This is a genomic window from Thermostichus sp. OS-CIW-20, assembly GCF_054061455.1.
Map to the genome: position 1 here is coordinate 173,920 of NZ_JBSSEF010000001.1, position 16,195 is coordinate 190,114.

A 16,195-nucleotide genomic window follows, 5' to 3' on the forward strand; every position below is an offset into this window, starting at 1 on the left:
ATGCCCATGTACAGAACCGGTTTTAAGCTGATACCTGGGGGCTCTGCGACCGCAACCCAACGATCAATCTAGCGGAGTCAGCCTAGGCAAGGAGGCAGCGCCCTATTTCAGCTTGGCCGACTCCCCAAGAACACAGAGGGCCTGGGCTGGAGCAGGCTCTTTTTGCCCCTACTCAGGCTGTCCCCGCTCACGCATAGCTTCGGCCAGCAGTTGGGCTACCTCGGGGCGGGAGAACTCCGGCGGGGGGATCTCGCCGCGGCGCAGCATTTCCCGCACCTTGGTGCCCGAGAGGTGGATGCGCTGGTGGGGCTGGCTGGGGCTGGTCTTGGCCGTGGCCATGGTGCCGGTGACGGTGCAATAGAAGGCATGTTCAAACTTGAGGGGGATGATGCCCAGTTCCTCGGGACGGAACTCATCGAAAATGTGCTGGGCATCATAAGGGCCGTAGTAGTTGCCCACCCCGGCGTGATCCCGGCCCACAATAAAATGGGTGCAGCCGTAGTTTTTGCGAACGAGGGCGTGGAAGATGGCCTCGCGCGGGCCGGCGTAGCGCATGGCCGCAGGGTTGATGGCCAGGATCACCCGCTCCTTGGGGAAGTACTTTTCGATCAGCACCTCGTAGCAGCGCATGCGCACCTCGGCGGGGATGTCGTCGTTTTTGGTGGCCCCCACCAGCGGGTGGAGAAACAGCCCGTCCACGATTTCCAGAGCGCACTTTTGAATGTACTCGTGGGCGCGGTGGATGGGGTTGCGGGTTTGAAAGCCGACAATGGTTTTCCAGCCTCTTTCCCGAAACAGTTGCCGCGACTGGGCCGGGTCGATCTGGTAGGCCGGGAAAAGGGGATGGGGATCCCGCTGCAAGAGAGTTACAGGGCCGGCCAAATAGACGGATCCCTGTTGGTAGAGCACCTTCACCCCCGGATGCTGCTCATCGGTAGTGCGGTAGACCTGCTGCGCTTCGCGGGTTTTGTCGTAGGTGAACTTCTCGGTCAATTCCAACAGGCCCAAGAGCCTGCCCTCGGCATTGGCCAAGGCAATGGTCTGCCCTTCCTTGAGATCGGCAGCTATCTCGGCAGAGACCGGCAGCGTTACCGGCAGCGACCAAGCCAGGCCGTTGGCCAGGTGCATCGTCTCCAGAACCGACTGGTAATCTTCCCGCCCCATGAAGCCGGTGAGCGGGCTGAAGCCCCCGATGGCGATCATCTCCAGATCCGACTGGGCCCGCTCGTCGAGGTGGAGGATGGGGCAGTGTTCAGCTTTGGAGCGCAGCTCCTGCGCCTGCTCAGGGGAGGCAATGCGGTTGACCAAGGTGCCCCCGTGGGGCGGAATGGCATCGCCAGAAACAGTCATCTTCGCCTGGGATGGAGTCATAGCGTGCAGACCGGAACGGCAACCGAGCAGACAGGGATCCCTAACCCTACACCCTCCTTTCCTCCGGCGCAATCCAGACTAGTACCAACTGCCTAGTCCAGCATGTAGGGGGGCATATCTTCGTCGGTGGGCGACACGTTGTCAAAGATGGGCCGATTCATGATCTTCTTTTGCGCGTGCAGAGGCGAAGGCTGGGGTTGCGGCTTGGGTAAAGGTGCGACTTGCCCTCGGCGGCTTTGCAGTTCCTGAATGGTCTTGGCCCGCTCCTCGGCCACCGCCTGTAACTGGGCCAGCGCCTTCTGCAATTCGTCGCGGTGGGCAGTGACTTGCTGTAGCTGAGCTTGCAGGGCAGAGACTTTGTTTTGGTAGTCCTGCAAAAGTTGTTGAGCTTCGGCCAGTTGGCTTTTGAGGGTTTCAAGGTCCGGCGATTCTGGGGCTGGTTCTGTAGGAGACTGAGAAGACATCGTTGTCGGCTCCTCGCCCGTGGGAGTAGATTCTGCAGGGGTGGGCTCTGAACTGGTTTTAGCACTGGCCTTGCGCCGAGTGCGGGAAGTTTCTCCCGAAGAAGGAAAGAGGCTACGGTTCGATCCAGTCACAAGAGCACCTCATGTTCGACAAACTGCTCCAATCGCTGACACACCACCGAGCCAGGCCGATAGTCCATGACCGTCAAGCCGTAGTCAAAAGCGGTGCGCAAATCGCTGCTATCTGGAATGGTAACGGGTGAAAGCACATCCGCAAAAATCTGTTGCGCTTGCACATACAATTGCCCGGTATGGGATCCGGACCAGATGCCCCCTGGCAAGTAGCGGTCGTCCAGCATGGTCAAGATGGCGCGGACTTGGCTCAACTCGCCCTTCAGGGACTCGACATAGCGCAGGGTCACCTCTGTACAAGAGAAGTCGACGCGGTTGAGCCGTGTCGGGATCAACACCCGCTGGGCTGCCCGCAAAGCATTGGCGGTGAGGGCATTCAGCTCCCCTGGCGTGTCGAGAAAGATAAAGTCGTACTCCGACAGCAAGGGATCCAGTTGACGCTGGAGGAGGTTTTGGCCCGCCTCCCCGGAAGCCGCTAGGTGGGCTGCCACTTCGGCCATGGTGCGGTGGGAGGGCGCCACATCCACTCCCTTGTCGGTGCAATAGATGACTTCCTCCAGAGGCCGCTGGTGGTGAGGGTGGAGGCTAGCCCAAACGGTCTCCTCTGGGGGAAGGGATCCGGCCTCTTCGAGGTAAAAGCTGCTGGCGGTGGTTTGGGAGGTGAGATCGACTAGCAGAACGGCGTGGCCCCGCTGGGCCGTCAACTGGGCCGCGTGGACGCAGAGGGTGGACTTGCCAGTGCCGCCCTTGTTGTTGGTAAAGGCCAGGATGCGTGCCATCAGCTTCCCCAGGGCCGTTGCAGCCGCTTCCCCTCGCCGCGGTCTATGCTATTGGGTGTAACCTGGTGGAGAACCACCATGCGCGATGTACTGGCAATTATCCTAGGCGGTGGGCGGGGCACCCGCCTCTATCCTCTAACCAAGCGCCGCGCCAAGCCGGCTGTACCTCTAGCAGGCAAGTATCGCCTTATCGACGTTCCGGTTAGCAACTGTATCAATTCCGATATCGATAAGATCTACGTCCTCACGCAGTTCAACTCCGCCTCGCTAAACCGCCACATCATCAATACCTACCGCCTGTCTCCCTTCACCGGCGGCTTTGTAGATATCCTAGCGGCCCAGCAAACCCCCGATAACCCCGACTGGTTCCAGGGCACCGCCGACGCTGTGCGCCAATATCTCTGGCTGATGGACTCCTGGAAGCCGCGGGACTTCCTCATCCTATCGGGGGATCACCTCTACCGCATGGACTACCGCCCCTTTATTCACTATCACCGGCAAACCGGAGCCGATGTGACGCTGGCGGTGCTCCCCTGCGAAGAAAAAGTGGCTTCGGGTTTTGGCTTGCTCAAGATCGACGCCGATGGACGGATCGTCGATTTCAAAGAAAAGCCGCAAGGGGAGCTGCTGAAAGCCTGTCAGGTGGATACCCAAGCCCTCGGCCTCAGCCCGGAAGAGGCCAAAGCCAAGCCCTACATCGCCTCGATGGGCATCTATGTATTCAGGCGGGAGGCCCTCATCGAGATGCTGAAGGTGAAGGAGCACACCGACTTCGGCAAAGAGGTGCTGCCGTCAGCCATCGGCAAGTACCATCTGCAGGCCTACCCGTTCAAGGGCTACTGGGAGGACATCGGCACCATCGAGGCTTTTTATCGAGCCAACCTGGCGCTGGTGCAGCAGCCCAACCCTCCCTTCAGCTTCTTTGACAGCGAAATGCCCATCTACACCCGCCCACGCTTTTTGCCCCCCAACAAAATCCTCGATTCCCAGATCGTCAACTCCATGATTGCCGACGGTTGCATCATCAAAAATGCTCAAATTCGCAATTCCATCATCGGCATTCGCAGCCGCCTGGAGGCCAATACCATTGTAGAGAATACCCTGGTCATGGGGGCCGATTACTACGAGTCGGCAGAAGAGCGGCAGGCCAAGCTGGAGGCTGGGATCCCACCGGTGGGCATCGGCGCCAACTCCCACATCGTCAACGCCATCGTGGACAAAAACGCCCGCATCGGGCGCAATGTCCGCATCCTCAACAAGGATCACGTCAGCGAAGCGCAGCGGGAAGAGGAAGGGATCTGGATCAGCAACGGCATCGTCACCATCATCAAGGACTCGGTGATCCCGGACAACACCGTCATTTGATCGGGGGAAGCCGGCTTTGGCCGAGAACCTGGCTGGCGAACGCTGAGGAGGCGCTGTTAAGCAAGCTGTTAAGCAAGATAAGAGAAAACAAGAGGCTTTTGCCATTACGATAGATTACGATAGATATTAAGAGCTTTAAAAACAGATTGTGAGATCCCTTGAGCGTGGTTAACAGGATTTCCTCCATTGCCGACCTAGAAGTTTACGATCCGCAATTCATCACTCGTTACTACCGCTGGCGCCTGCTCCGGGTGATGGGTCGGGCGCTGGCCATTCTCTGGCCCCTCCTCTGGTTTGTTCTCTGTCTACGCTGGGATCAGCTTTGGGGACAGGGCGATCGCAAAGTGCCCCAGCGGGCAGAGCAGTTGCGCAAGCTGCTCACTGACCTAGGGCCTACCTTCATCAAGGTGGGGCAGGCCCTCTCGACGCGACCGGACTTGGTGCGCAAAGACTACTTGGAAGAGCTCACCAAGCTGCAGGATCAATTGCCCAGCTTTCCTTCCCAGGAGGCGTTTGCCCGCATTGAGTCAGAGTTGGGCCGTCCGATCACCGAGATCTACGCCCAGATCTCGCCCGAGCCGGTGGCTGCCGCCAGCTTGGGCCAAGTTTACAAAGCGCAACTGCACAGTGGCGAATGGGTGGCGGTGAAGGTGCAACGGCCCCACCTGCGGGAGCGGCTGAGCCTGGATCTGTACCTCATCCGCTGGGCCTCCACCTGGCTGGGGCCTTGGCTGCCCCTGAACCTGGGCAACACCTTGACGGCGGTGGTGGATGAGTTTGGTCGCAAGCTGTTTGAGGAGATCGACTACCTGCAGGAGGGACGGAACTGCGAGCGCTTTGCCGAATACTTTCGCGGCGATCCCGATGTGTATGTGCCGCGCATCTTTTGGGCCTACAGCACCCGCCGGGTGTTGACCCTGGAGTGGATTGACGGCATCAAGCTCACCGATGTGGAGCGCATTCGGGCGGCCAACTTGGAGGTGAAACAACTGGTGCGCATCGGCGTGGTGGCCGGACTGAAGCAGTTGCTGGAATACGGCTTTTTCCACGCCGATCCCCATCCGGGCAACCTGTTTGCCCTCCCCGATGGCCGCCTGGCCTACATCGACTTTGGCATGATGGATCAGCTCACCGAAGAAATGAAGGAGTACCTGGTGGACGCGCTGGTTCACCTGGTGGATCGCGACTACGACGCCTTGATCGACGATTTTATTCACTTGGGCTTTTTACAGCCGGATGTCAACCGTCAAGAGCTGATCCCTGCTTTGGAGACGGTGTTGGCGGATGTGTTGAACCAGGAGGTGGGCAACTTTAACTTCAAAACCGCCACCGACCAGTTCTCCGATTTGATGTACCGCTACCCCTTTCAGGTGCCCTCCCACTTTGCGTTGGTCATCCGCTCTTTGGTTACCCAAGAGGGGGTGGCCCTCAGCCTCTATCCGCAGTTTCGCATTGTCGGCGTGGCCTATCCCTATGTGGCCAAGCGCCTGCTGACGGACGAATCGCCCCGCATTCGCCAGCGGCTGCTGCAAGTGCTAATTAAAGATGGCAAGTTCCGCTGGAACCGCTTGGAGAACCTGATCCAAATTGCCCGCAGCGATGGGGGGCTGGATTGGGTACCCACCGCCCGCATGGGTTTGCGCTACCTGATGTCGGAGGAGGCCCGTGAACTGCGCCGCCAGTTGGTGCTTTCTCTCACGGAAGATGACCGCCTTCACTTTGAGGAGCTGCAGCGGCTGTGGCATGTGATCAGCCCCGACTTGTCTCCAACTCACCTCTGGCAGGCGGCACTGGGATCCCTGCCCTCAACCAGCGATCTGCAACATACTTTGGCCGAGTTGAGGGAACAGGTGCAGGCCCACCTGGAGCGGCTCAGCCCCTGGCGACTTCCCCAGCCCTGGCCGAATTGGCTGGCGGGAGTGGGACAGGAAAGGTAAAACGGAAAAAGATAGCTTAAGTTTGGTGAGCTGGACAAAAGCGTGGCAGATCAGAAAGGCGACTTCATTGCCGGTGTGGTAGCCGGCGCTGTGTTGGGCGGGATCATCGGCGGGGTGATCGCCTTTGTGCTGGCCCCCCGACTAAGCAAGGGATCCGCCGAAGGCCAGCGCCGGGATCCCGACCGTCTCAACGGCACCTCTGTCCCTCCTGAACGACCGCGCCTCCGAGCCTCGGGTGAGCCGGCTGTGCCCAGCTCCGGCGACTGGAGGGAGTGGGAACAGGAAACAGAGCGGATTGCCCAGGCCCGCCGCACCCTCGAAGCCAAGATTGCCGAGTTGAACGAGGCGATCCAGGCCACCCGCGCACAACTGCTCGTCAAGGAGATATCTTCTAGCGCTGTCGAGGAAAAGCCTTAAGCAGGGGACCCCTGTCCATGCCAAACTAGAGGCGGCACTGGCTTTCTCCTCTGGGGAGTGCCAGCGTTCTCGCCTCTCGGCTGAGTTGCTCTCCTGGATCAGGTCTGCCTCTGCCGACAGCGCTTAAGTTGTTGAAGAGTTGTTCCCTCGCTGTTTCTAACCATGATGCTCAGCCCTTTGTTGCTCCCTCTCCCTTGGACAGACGGCCTCTCTCTGGGGCTGGTCTACGGCAGTGCCGCGTCTTTGCTGTTTCGCTCCCTTTACCAGTTCATCGTCATTTACAACGCGCTGTTGATTGTGCGGATTTTGCTGAGCTGGTTCCCGCAACTGAACTGGTCTAACCCCATTCTGTCGGTGCTCAGCCAGCTCACGGATCCCTATCTCAACCTCTTCCGCGGCCTCATCCCCCCCATCGGCGGCTTGGACTTTTCCCCCTGGCTGGCCTTCATTTTGCTCAGTTTTGCCATGCAGGTGGTGGGCCAGTTTGCCTAGCTGCTGTAGCACTGGATTCATCTGGATAGGCCGGGATCCCTTTACGATGGAGAGCTGCTTTTTTCGTTGCCCGCCATGCAGATCCCCGGCGTTGCCCACTACTGGCTGCTGAATGCTCAGGTTCCCCTGTCGGTACTGAAGGAGGCGGTGCCAGGAGCTGTTCCCAACCGCGATAACCTGGTGTTGCTGGATCTGGAAATCGAAGGGGGGCAGATCCGCCAAATTCGGCTGGCAACAGGGATCCCGCCCCAGGGGATCCCCGGCGTGGATCTAAGGCGGGGCCAAGTGTGGCCGTGTTTTGTGGACATCCATACCCACCTGGACAAGGGACATGTGTGGCCGCGCAGCCCCAACCCCGACGGCACCTTTGCCGGGGCCACCCGGGCCGAGCAGGAAGACTGGGCCAAGATGGAGCGGGCCTACGCCGGCAGGCGAGAAAAACTTTGGCAGGATGTCTACCGCCGCTGCAACTTTGGCCTGCGCTGCAGCTACGCCCATGGATCCCAGGCGGTGCGCACCCACCTGGTTTGCGAGGGCCCTCAAGCCGAGGTGAGCTGGGAAGTCTTTGCCCAGTTGCGCCGAGAGTGGGCGGGCAGGCTAGAGCTGCAGGCGGTGACGCTGACCTACTTGGATGTTTTTCTCACACCGGCAGGGGAGAAGCTGGCGGACAAGGTGGCGGAGCTGGGCGGGATCCTGGGCGGAGTGGCGGCGATGGGGCCGGAGCTGGATAAGCAGTTGGAGCGGGTGTTTGCCCTGGCCCAGGAGCGGGGGCTGGATCTGGATTTTCATACCGATGAGACAGACGACCCTGAATCCCTGACGTTGCGGCATGTGGCAGCGGCAGCCCTGCGCCATGGGTTTGCAGGCCAGGTGGTGTGCGGCCACTGCTGCAGTTTGGCGGTGCAGCCGCCGCAGGTGGCCCACCAGACCATGGCCCTGGTGAAGGAGGCGGGGATCGCCGTGGTCAGCCTGCCCCTGTGCAATCTCTATTTGCAAGACCGCCGCCCCGGCCACACGCCCCGCTGGCGGGGGGTGACGCTGCTGCACGAGCTCAAAGCCTTGGGCGTGCCGGTGATGATCGCCAGCGACAACTGCCGGGATCCCTTCTACGGCTTTGGAGATCACGATGGCCTAGAAGTGTTTCGGGAGTCCACCCGCATCCTGCACCTGGACACCCCCTATGGGGATTGGCCGCAGGCCATCACTGCCACCCCGGCCCGCATGATGGGCTTGACCGAGCGAGGGCAAATTGGGGTGGGCCTGCCGGCAGACTTGGTGCTGTTCAAGGGGCGGGGGTTTGACGAGCTGCTTTCCCGACCCCAGCACGACCGGGTGGTGCTGCGCCAAGGTCAGCCCATCGACACGGCGCTGCCGGACTACGCAGAGCTGGACGACTTGATGGAGAGGGTGGGGCGGACTTAGCCAGCGGGGTTGGGGAGCCAGGCTTTAATCTGGGCGGCAATGCGCTGAGCAGCGCCAGGGGATCCCATACGCCGCTGCCCGTGGGCTCGCAGTTGGTCGGCGTAAGCGGGATCGCTGGCCAGGCGGCTCAGAATCCGGCAGAGCACGGCAGGGGCCTGCTGGGGTGAAGTGAGGTGGACTGCGGATCCCAGGAGACGGGTTTGAGCTTCGGCAAAGCGGGGGGTAAATTGCGGCCCCTCCCCCGGCAGGGTGACCACCGGCTTCCCTAGGCCCACGCATTGTTCCGTGGCCGTCCCCGCCATGGCCAGCACCGCTGTTGCCCGGTGAGCACAGGTGCCAAAATCTCCCCACACCAGGAGCAGGTCGCGGCGTCGAGCAGGGATCCGCTCTTGAAGGGGGTTCCGCTCCAGGTTAGGGCTGAGGGCGGCGTAAACTTGGATTTCCGGCGGCAGTTGCTCTACCACCTGCATCATCAAGGCCCAGTTGCGGTAGGCTTCCGGCGGGCGGGATCCCGGCAGCAGCAGCACCGCGGGCCGGTCGGGATCCAAAGGCAATTCTCCCCGCGGCTCCAGGTCATCCATCATCGGGTTGCCCAGGTAGAAAGCCCGGAGGCCCCGTTTTTGCAGAGCGGTGGCCGTCAGCTCATCTCGCAAGAAGGAGCCGCGACAGCGCCTGCGGGCCATGAGCCAGCGCTCCCAGGGCAGGTAATCGGAAACCGGCTGTCCCAGCCAAGCGCGTCGGTAGGGCCCTTGTTCGTCCCGCCAATAATAGTCCGACTTGGCTGTGCCCACGAAGACGTAGGGGCTGCCGCTCCACCAGGCCATTAACAAAGGCACAATGTCCCCCACCGCCAGCACCAGCTCGACCTGAGCCGCCGCCCGGCGAACCAAAGCCAGTTGCCGCCCCGTCAGGCCCAGCAAGCCAGCGCGCAGATCCCGCCACAACTGCCGCCAATCTTGATAGATAAATCCCCCTGAAGGCATCACCTGGGTCAGGGGCAGCAGCGGGATGCCGCGGCGGCAATAGGCGGTGCCTTCCCCCACAATCGGCAGGGCTTGCACCGAGATCCCCAGGCCGGTCAGGGCCAGGGCGATGCGACTGCCCACCTCATCTTCCCCGTGGCCATTGCTCAGGCACAGCACCCGCGACAAATTCTGTGGATTCATTGGGTAGAGGATGGGAGTTCAACTCTGGGGTGTTGCCGCCTCCATTCGAGCTAAACGAGCAGAATCCTGTAGCTTACCAAAAATCTCTTCTTAAAATAGAGCCAACCTGCGAGGGGAAGCCAGGGTAATGATCCGAAATGAGCGACAACGAGCCGAGTTTATTGCAGCGGTGGAAGCTTTGCGCCTGGAAGGGCCCTACTTCGTCGAGACCCGTCTTAGCCGTCAGCGGGGTCCTTTTTGGCGGGCGGTGAAGGATGTGGCCGCCGGCCAGCCCTGGTGGGAGATCCGCTACTTTCCTGCCTGTGAGCGCTACGCTTGGGCCTACCTGCCAGAAGGAAGCGGCCCCCGTGAGTTTGCCTGGGGACACACGCCCCAGCAGGCTTTCCTCAACGCCCTTTGGCAACAGCCTGCCTCCTTTTCGGACAAAGGCTAGGACAGGTGCCAGAGAAACCGTTTCAACTTACAGTAAAAAAAAGATTAAAACTCCCACGCGCAGGGGACATGAAACCGCAGGCCGTCGCCCGTATCCTGGATGCCAACCTCGACCGAGCTCGTGAGGGATTACGGGTGCTAGAGGAGTGGTTTCGCTTTGGCCTAGAAAACGGCGAGCTGGCCAGCGAATGCAAGGCCATGCGCCAAGCCCTGGCCCGCTGGCACAGCGACCCGCTGCGGTTGGCCCGCGACACCCCTGCCGATCCGGGCACCCAGATCTCCCATCCGCAAGAGGAGCAACGGCGGGATCTCGGCCACCTGCTGCAGGCCAATTGCAGCCGTGTGCAAGAAGCGCTGCGGGTCTTGGAAGAATACGGCAAGTTGGCCGAGTCCAGTCATTGGGTAGCACCCGGCCTGGCCAAGCTGGCCAAAGACATGCGTTATCGGCTCTATGTTCTAGAAAGCGAGCTGCTGGGGGGATCCCTGCGCCAACGGCTGTTGGCGGCCCATCTCTACCTGGTCACCAGCCCGGTGCCCCACTGGCTGGAGGTGGTGGAAAAGGCGCTGCGGGGAGGGGTGACGCTGGTGCAGTACCGCCGCAAGAACCTCACCGATAGGGAGATGCTCTGGGATCTCAAACAGTTGCGGCAAGTGTGCGACCGCTACCAGGCGTTGATGATCGTCAACGACCGGGTGGACTTGGCCTTGGTCAGCCAAGCGGATGGGGTGCACCTGGGCCAGACGGATCTGCCGGTTGCCCAGGCGCGGCACCTGCTGGGATCCCAGCGCCTGATTGGCCTGTCGACCACCAATGCCGAAGAGCTGGCCCAAGCCCTCAATAGCGGCGTGGACTATATCGGTGTCGGCCCCGTCTATGCCACCCCCACCAAAGCGGAAAAACCCCCCGCCGGCCTGGAGTACGTGCGCCTGGCCGCTGAGAAGGCCCACTTGCCCTGGTTTGCCATCGGCGGCATCGACCTCCACAACCTGGCCGAGGTGCGCCAGGCAGGCGCCAGCCGCGTAGCCGTGGTGCGGGCTCTCATGGAGGCGGCGGATCCCACCCAGACCGCCCGTGCCATGCTGGCCGAACTGCAACGGATCCCTGCTCTATCCTGAAGTTAGACACAGAATCTTCTCAAAACCCTCCTAACTCCCGATGGCAGAAGCCGTAAAAGATCTCACTGACCCCACTCGGCAAAGCGGCGGGGATCCCATCCTGAGCGGGATCGCCACCGAAGTGCAAGGGGAACTGGTGCGGGAGCTGGATCTGATGATCCGGGCTCGCTACCCCCTGATCTACTTGGTTTCTCCAGAAGAGGAGCCAGCGGATGCTGTGCTCGTGCAAGTAGCCAAGAGAACCGATCCGCCGCGGCGGCTGCTGTTTTGGGACGTGGTGCGGGGCTGGCAAGATAGCGGCGAAGATCGCGGCTCCATCATGGCCGCCCTGGGGCGGGTGTGGCGCTCGGCTCCTCAGGAAGACACCCTGTTTGTGTTGCGGGATCTGCACTTTGTGCTGCGCAACGCCAGCAGCGACAAAAACGCCCCTATCCTGCGGGAGCTGAAAAACCTCAGCCGCGAGCTCAAGCGCACCCGCAAGACGCTGATCCTGCTCAGCCACATTCTAGAAGTGCCCAGCGACCTGGCCGAGGAGATCACCGTCGTCGACATTCCCCTGCCCAACAGCGAAGAGATCAGCCGCCTCATCCAGCTCTATGTGGCCCCGGAAAAACTCAAGCTCACCCCCCTGGCCCGCGAGCAACTGGTCAAAGCCTGTCAGGGGCTGAGCCGGGAGCGCATCCGCCGCGTCTTGGCTCGCGCCCTGGCCGCCAAGCAGGAGGTGAACGAGGCCGACATCGACCTGGTGTTGGAGGAGAAAAAGCAGGCCATCCGCCAGACCGGCATCCTGGAGTTTTTCACCGCCCGCGAGACCCTGAAAAGCGTGGGCGGGCTGGACAACCTCAAAGCTTGGGTGCGGGTGCGCCAGGAAGCCTTTACCGAAGAGGCGCGGCGCTACGGCCTGCCCAATCCCAAGGGCGTGCTGCTGGTGGGGATCCAGGGTACCGGCAAGTCCCTCTCCGCCAAAACCATCGCCAACGAGTGGCGGCTGCCGCTGTTGCGGCTGGACGTTGGGCGGCTGTTTGCCGGCATTGTTGGCGAATCGGAAAGCCGCGTGCGCCAGATGATCCAACTGGCGGAGGCCATGGCCCCCTGTGTGCTCTGGATTGACGAAATTGACAAGGCCTTTGGCAACATCACCAGCAGCGCCGACGGGGACTCGGGCACCAGCCGTCGGGTGTTTGGCAGCCTGATTACCTGGATGCAGGAGAAGACCAGCCCCGTTTTCATCGTGGCCACCGCCAACAACGTGCCCCTCTTGCCGCCGGAGCTGCTGCGCAAGGGCCGCTTTGACGAGATTTTCTTTCTCAACCTGCCCACCCAGGCCGAGCGCAAGGAGATCTTCCGAGTGCACCTCCAGCGGCTGCGCCCCAGCCGGCTGCGGGAGTTTGACCTAGATGAGCTGGCAGCAGCCGCCCAAAACTTCAGTGGCGCCGAGATCGAGCAGGCTATCGTTGACGCTATGTACAACGCCTTTGGAGGCAGCGGCAGCGGCGCTCGGCGAGACTTTACCCAGGAAGACATCCTGCAGGCCATCCGCGAAACTGTGCCCCTGGCCTCCATTGCCCGCGACCAGATCGAAAGCCTTAAGTGCTGGGCCGCCCAGGCAGGCGCTAGAACCGCCTCCCAGGATGCTCAGGTGCTGCAGGAGATGAAGCAGTGTTTTGCAGCTTCCTAGAGGGGATCCCCGATTTTTCCTGCTTGAGGGGAGCGAGTGGGAAGCCCCCTAGGCTCGGGTTTGGGCCTTGGAGTCGGATCCCGTCACTGAGGCATTAGTTCGCCTCTTCCCCTTCGTCTCTGGGAATGGATGGTCGAGATAACCCCACCTCCGGCATCCCCTCGTGTCACAATGGGTAAAGATCGGCTTTTTTTGTGTCTTGGCGCTGTGCTCAAGCTCCTGTACTACCGCGAGATCCCTTGCCCAGATACCGCTCAAGTGCTGAGCTGGCTGCAGGAGCACCTGCCTCTGCCTGCGAGCAGCCAAAAGGTACTCACCCCCACTGGGCTACGCCTAGAGGGATCCGGAGCGCAGCTGGCCGTTTTCCTCTGGTCGGGGCTGAACACCACCTATCTCAAGATCTTTCAGTGGTCAGAGCGGCCTTTCCCCCAGCAGGGCCGCTGGCTAAAGGAAGTGGAAAGGGCTATCCAAAGCCAATTTCCCCACCGCTACCCGCAGTTGCCAGATGTCGATCTCAGCCAGGGATCCATCTTTGAGCAACTGGAGCCCTTTTACCCGCAGACGGTGAAGTATTTCCGCCGTATCCCCAACGGGGAGTTTGACCTGCAGCGGGTTTACTGGTGGGAGAAACGCTGGCGGGAAGAAGTCCAATCCCCTCACGCTTGCCGGCCCCCCGTGCTATTTCGCCAGCCTGCCCCAGAGCCCGCCCCCCAAGAGTGGGACTTGGTGATCGTGGGCGGGGCGTTGGGGGCTATCTACGGCGCGGCCATGGCCCGCTTAGGTTACCGCGTGGCCCTGGTGGAACGGCTGCCCTTTGGCCGCATGAACCGGGAGTGGAACATCTCGCGGCGGGAGCTGCAGACGCTGGTGGAGTTTGGCCTCCTCAGCCCTGAGGAGATGGAGAGCCTCATCCTCAGGGAATACACGGATGGTTTTAACAAGTTTTTTGATGGCAACAGCCCCGTGCGCGCCCCCGTCCTGCACACGCCGACAGTGCTCAACCTGGCCATTGATGCCGAAAAGCTCCTGCAGCTCTGTGGTCAAATCTTGAGATCCAGGGGTGGTGCCATCTACGAGCGCAGCGAGTTTCAGCGGGCCTACATCGAGGAGCAAGGCGTCACGGTGGTGGTTAAGGACCTAACCACTCAAGAAGAGTTCTCTCTGGGATCCCGCCTGTTGGTGGATGCCATGGGGACGGCCTCCCCCATTGCCCAGCAACTCTACAGCCGCCGCGCCTTCGACAGCGTTTGCCCCACGGTAGGGGCCACCATTGCAGGGGGGTTTGAGCCAGGAGTTTGGGATCCCCAATTTGGCGACATCCTGGCCAGCCACGGCGACATCAGCCGCGGTCGGCAGCTCATCTGGGAACTGTTCCCTGGGCCGGGGGAGGATCTCACCTTCTACCTGTTCCACTACCACCAGGTGCATCCGGAAAACCCGGGCTCCCTCTTGGAGCTGTACGAAGACTTTTTCACCATCCTGCCGGAATACCGCCGCTGCGACCCGGAGCGCCTGCAGTGGAAAAAAGCCACCTTTGGCTACATCCCCGGACGCTTTGGCCAGCAGCCAGCTCCCGCAGAGCCCTTCGACCGCCTCCTTTTAATTGGGGATGCGGCAGCTCTGCAATCGCCCCTGAGCTTTACGGGGTTTGGATCCCTGGTGCGCAACTGCCCCCGCCTTTGTGACCTACTGGACACAGCCCTGCGCCATGATCTGCTCAAAGCGGCCGACCTAGCCCAGATCCGCGCCTATCAGGGCAACTCGGCGGTGACCTGGCTGTTTTCCCGCGGCATGATGGTGCCCACCGGTAAGGTACTGCCGCCCGAGCGCATCAACGCCATCCTCAACAGCTTCTTTGGCATTCTCACTACCGAGCCGCCTGAGGTGGTGGACGACTTTATCAAAGACCGGGCTGGCTGGCTGGCCTTTAACCGCATGGCTATCAAAGCGGCTCTGCAGAACCCGCGGCTGCTGCTGTGGATCTGGGAGGCAGTAGGAGCGGAAGGCTTTGCCCAGTGGCTACCTACCTACTTCAGCTACACCGGACTGGCTTTGCTCTCGGCCCTCCTGGGAAGTTGGTTTCCCAAGCTGGTGCGGCGCCTGCAGCCCTGGCTGGAGTCCCGCTACCCCCGCCTGTGGTTGCGCTGCCTGAGCTGGAGCTACACCCTCACCTACGGGGTAGGCCAGCCGCGCCTGGAGTTTCATCTCCCCGCTCCCAGCTCTCCTGCCGCGCAAAACCTGCAAAACCCAATACCGACCTGGATAGAAGAAAGGGCCTAGGCCGGAGACTTTCACCAAGCCGTTGTTTCCACCGTCTCTCTGGCGCCTCCAGGAAAGGCGGGCGTCAACTGTTTTGTCGGCAGAGTCAACTCACAAAAAATCTCGAGGAGTGCTGGCAGTCCTTGCTTTGGTTTGCTAGCAGTTTTCGGCCTTATCTGCACAAGATTGTTTGCCGCAGCAGCCGATTCCCAGGTAGTGGCCAGCGGCAAAAGAGCTGTGTCCACCTGCTCTTTACCTTGGCAATTGGCTCAAGTTGAGTATAATCAGTGCCTACCATCCACTAACCTTCAGGTTCAGGCCGAAGAGGGTTGGGAAGGGATCCCAACTTGAATCGGTCGAGGAGTTTCTGAACCTCTTTTTGCAAGGTCTCTATTTTGGCAAGAAAACTAGGACCAGATCCAATGGTTTATACTTTTGAAATCATCGGCATTGCCCCTGCCCTCGATTTTTTCTGGCAGCAGCAGGAGCTGGCAAAGCGGCCTTGTCGGGTAGAGTACCTGGGCACCCGCCCTTGCACCCTGGATGCGCTGCTGGGATCCTTGGAGGAGGTGCCGGCGCGGCGGGGCTGGGATTTGGATCAGCTAATCGAAGCGGTTATTCGCTTCTGGTGCAACAATCCCGACTTGGTCAGTTTGTGGCGGTCTCGCTTTCAGGATGCCGGAGAAGATGTCCTGCTGATCTCGCGGGTGGGGCCCATTCAATCCCTACAGCAGGAGTTTGAGTGGCTGCTCAACCAATGAGATCCCTAAACCGGGTAGGCTAAGGGCAGGATTGTTTCGTAACTACCCATGAGCGACACCGTTTTCAGCAAGATCATCCGCAGGGAGATCCCGGCCCAGATTGTCTACGAAGACGAGCGAGCCATCGCCTTCAAAGACATTGCTCCCCAGGCTCCTGTCCACATCTTGGTGGTGCCCAAGGAGCCTATCCCCGGCATTGCCCAGGCCAAGCCCGAACACGAAGCGTTGCTAGGGCACCTGCTGCTGACGGCTCAGCGGGTGGCTGTTGAAGCTGGCCTAAGCAGAGGTTATCGCTTGGTCATCAACCAAGGAGAAGACGGGGGTCAAACCGTCTTTCACCTGCACATCCACGTTCTGGGCGGTCGGGCGATGGGCTGGCCGCCGGGCTAGCTTCGGGTTTTGCC

Annotated in this window: 15 protein-coding genes; 11 read left to right on the forward strand and 4 right to left on the reverse strand. The window is 60.9% G+C overall.

Annotated elements, in window-relative coordinates; genetic code table 11:
• Positions 1 to 168: 168 nt before the first annotated feature.
• The 3 genes from sat to ACVWXC_RS00825 all read right to left on the reverse strand — a co-directional run bounded on the left by sat (position 169) and on the right by ACVWXC_RS00825 (position 2,746).
• Positions 169 to 1,350, reverse strand: a complete 1,182-nt coding sequence (gene sat / locus ACVWXC_RS00815; RefSeq protein ID WP_168173349.1) for a sulfate adenylyltransferase — start codon at positions 1,348 to 1,350, stop codon at positions 169 to 171.
• Between the two features lie 113 nt (positions 1,351 to 1,463).
• Positions 1,464 to 1,835 (reverse strand): hypothetical protein, encoded by a 372-nt coding sequence (locus tag ACVWXC_RS00820; protein ID WP_011430402.1) that lies wholly within the window; start codon positions 1,833 to 1,835, stop codon positions 1,464 to 1,466.
• 128 nt (positions 1,836 to 1,963) lie between these two features.
• Positions 1,964 to 2,746, reverse strand: coding sequence for a ParA family protein (locus ACVWXC_RS00825; protein WP_457391244.1), 783 nt, complete (start codon positions 2,744 to 2,746; stop codon positions 1,964 to 1,966).
• Between the two features lie 78 nt (positions 2,747 to 2,824).
• Here ACVWXC_RS00825 and ACVWXC_RS00830 point away from each other — a divergent pair, with 78 nt between their 5' ends.
• The 5 genes from ACVWXC_RS00830 to ACVWXC_RS00850 all read left to right on the forward strand — a co-directional run bounded on the left by ACVWXC_RS00830 (position 2,825) and on the right by ACVWXC_RS00850 (position 8,379).
• The gene (locus ACVWXC_RS00830; protein WP_099812071.1) at positions 2,825 to 4,111 is read left to right on the forward strand and encodes a glucose-1-phosphate adenylyltransferase; all 1,287 of its coding nucleotides are present in this window, start codon (positions 2,825 to 2,827) and stop codon (positions 4,109 to 4,111) included.
• A gap of 164 nt (positions 4,112 to 4,275) precedes the next feature.
• Positions 4,276 to 6,048 carry an ABC1 kinase family protein gene (locus ACVWXC_RS00835; RefSeq protein WP_011430405.1) on the forward strand — a complete coding sequence of 591 codons (1,773 nt, stop codon included), beginning with the start codon at positions 4,276 to 4,278 and terminating at the stop codon, positions 6,046 to 6,048.
• 42 nt (positions 6,049 to 6,090) lie between these two features.
• Positions 6,091 to 6,465, forward strand: coding sequence for a hypothetical protein (locus ACVWXC_RS00840; protein ID WP_011430406.1), 375 nt, complete (start codon positions 6,091 to 6,093; stop codon positions 6,463 to 6,465).
• Between the two features lie 162 nt (positions 6,466 to 6,627).
• Complete coding sequence (locus ACVWXC_RS00845; protein WP_011430407.1) at positions 6,628 to 6,957, forward strand: YggT family protein; 330 nt, start codon at positions 6,628 to 6,630, stop codon at positions 6,955 to 6,957.
• Positions 6,958 to 7,032: 75 nt separating this feature from the next.
• The gene (locus ACVWXC_RS00850; protein ID WP_457391270.1) at positions 7,033 to 8,379 is read left to right on the forward strand and encodes a cytosine deaminase; all 1,347 of its coding nucleotides are present in this window, start codon (positions 7,033 to 7,035) and stop codon (positions 8,377 to 8,379) included.
• On the opposite strand, the gene ACVWXC_RS00855 is transcribed toward ACVWXC_RS00850, so the two are convergent.
• Positions 8,376 to 9,545, reverse strand: coding sequence for a lipid-A-disaccharide synthase-related protein (locus tag ACVWXC_RS00855; RefSeq protein WP_011430409.1), 1,170 nt, complete (start codon positions 9,543 to 9,545; stop codon positions 8,376 to 8,378). The genes ACVWXC_RS00850 and ACVWXC_RS00855 overlap by 4 nt on opposite strands.
• Positions 9,546 to 9,672: 127 nt before the next feature.
• On the opposite strand from ACVWXC_RS00855, the gene ACVWXC_RS00860 reads away from it, so the two are divergent.
• The 6 genes from ACVWXC_RS00860 to ACVWXC_RS00885 all read left to right on the forward strand — a co-directional run bounded on the left by ACVWXC_RS00860 (position 9,673) and on the right by ACVWXC_RS00885 (position 16,181).
• Positions 9,673 to 9,978 carry a hypothetical protein gene (locus ACVWXC_RS00860; RefSeq protein ID WP_457391247.1) on the forward strand — a complete coding sequence of 102 codons (306 nt, stop codon included), beginning with the start codon at positions 9,673 to 9,675 and terminating at the stop codon, positions 9,976 to 9,978.
• 68 nt (positions 9,979 to 10,046) lie between these two features.
• The gene (locus ACVWXC_RS00865) at positions 10,047 to 11,093 is read left to right on the forward strand and encodes a thiamine phosphate synthase (protein WP_011430411.1); all 1,047 of its coding nucleotides are present in this window, start codon (positions 10,047 to 10,049) and stop codon (positions 11,091 to 11,093) included.
• Between the two features lie 154 nt (positions 11,094 to 11,247).
• Positions 11,248 to 12,771 carry an AAA family ATPase gene (locus ACVWXC_RS00870; protein ID WP_240527872.1) on the forward strand — a complete coding sequence of 508 codons (1,524 nt, stop codon included), beginning with the start codon at positions 11,248 to 11,250 and terminating at the stop codon, positions 12,769 to 12,771.
• 171 nt (positions 12,772 to 12,942) lie between these two features.
• The gene (locus ACVWXC_RS00875) at positions 12,943 to 15,051 is read left to right on the forward strand and encodes an NAD(P)/FAD-dependent oxidoreductase (RefSeq protein WP_457391249.1); all 2,109 of its coding nucleotides are present in this window, start codon (positions 12,943 to 12,945) and stop codon (positions 15,049 to 15,051) included.
• Positions 15,052 to 15,452: 401 nt separating this feature from the next.
• Positions 15,453 to 15,791: a hypothetical protein gene (locus ACVWXC_RS00880; RefSeq protein ID WP_011430414.1), complete on the forward strand. Its 339-nt coding sequence runs from the start codon at positions 15,453 to 15,455 to the stop codon at positions 15,789 to 15,791.
• Positions 15,792 to 15,839: 48 nt separating this feature from the next.
• A complete protein-coding gene (locus ACVWXC_RS00885; RefSeq protein ID WP_011430415.1) occupies positions 15,840 to 16,181 on the forward strand; it encodes a histidine triad nucleotide-binding protein in 342 nt (113 codons plus the stop codon).
• The last annotated feature ends 14 nt before the right edge of the window (positions 16,182 to 16,195 follow it).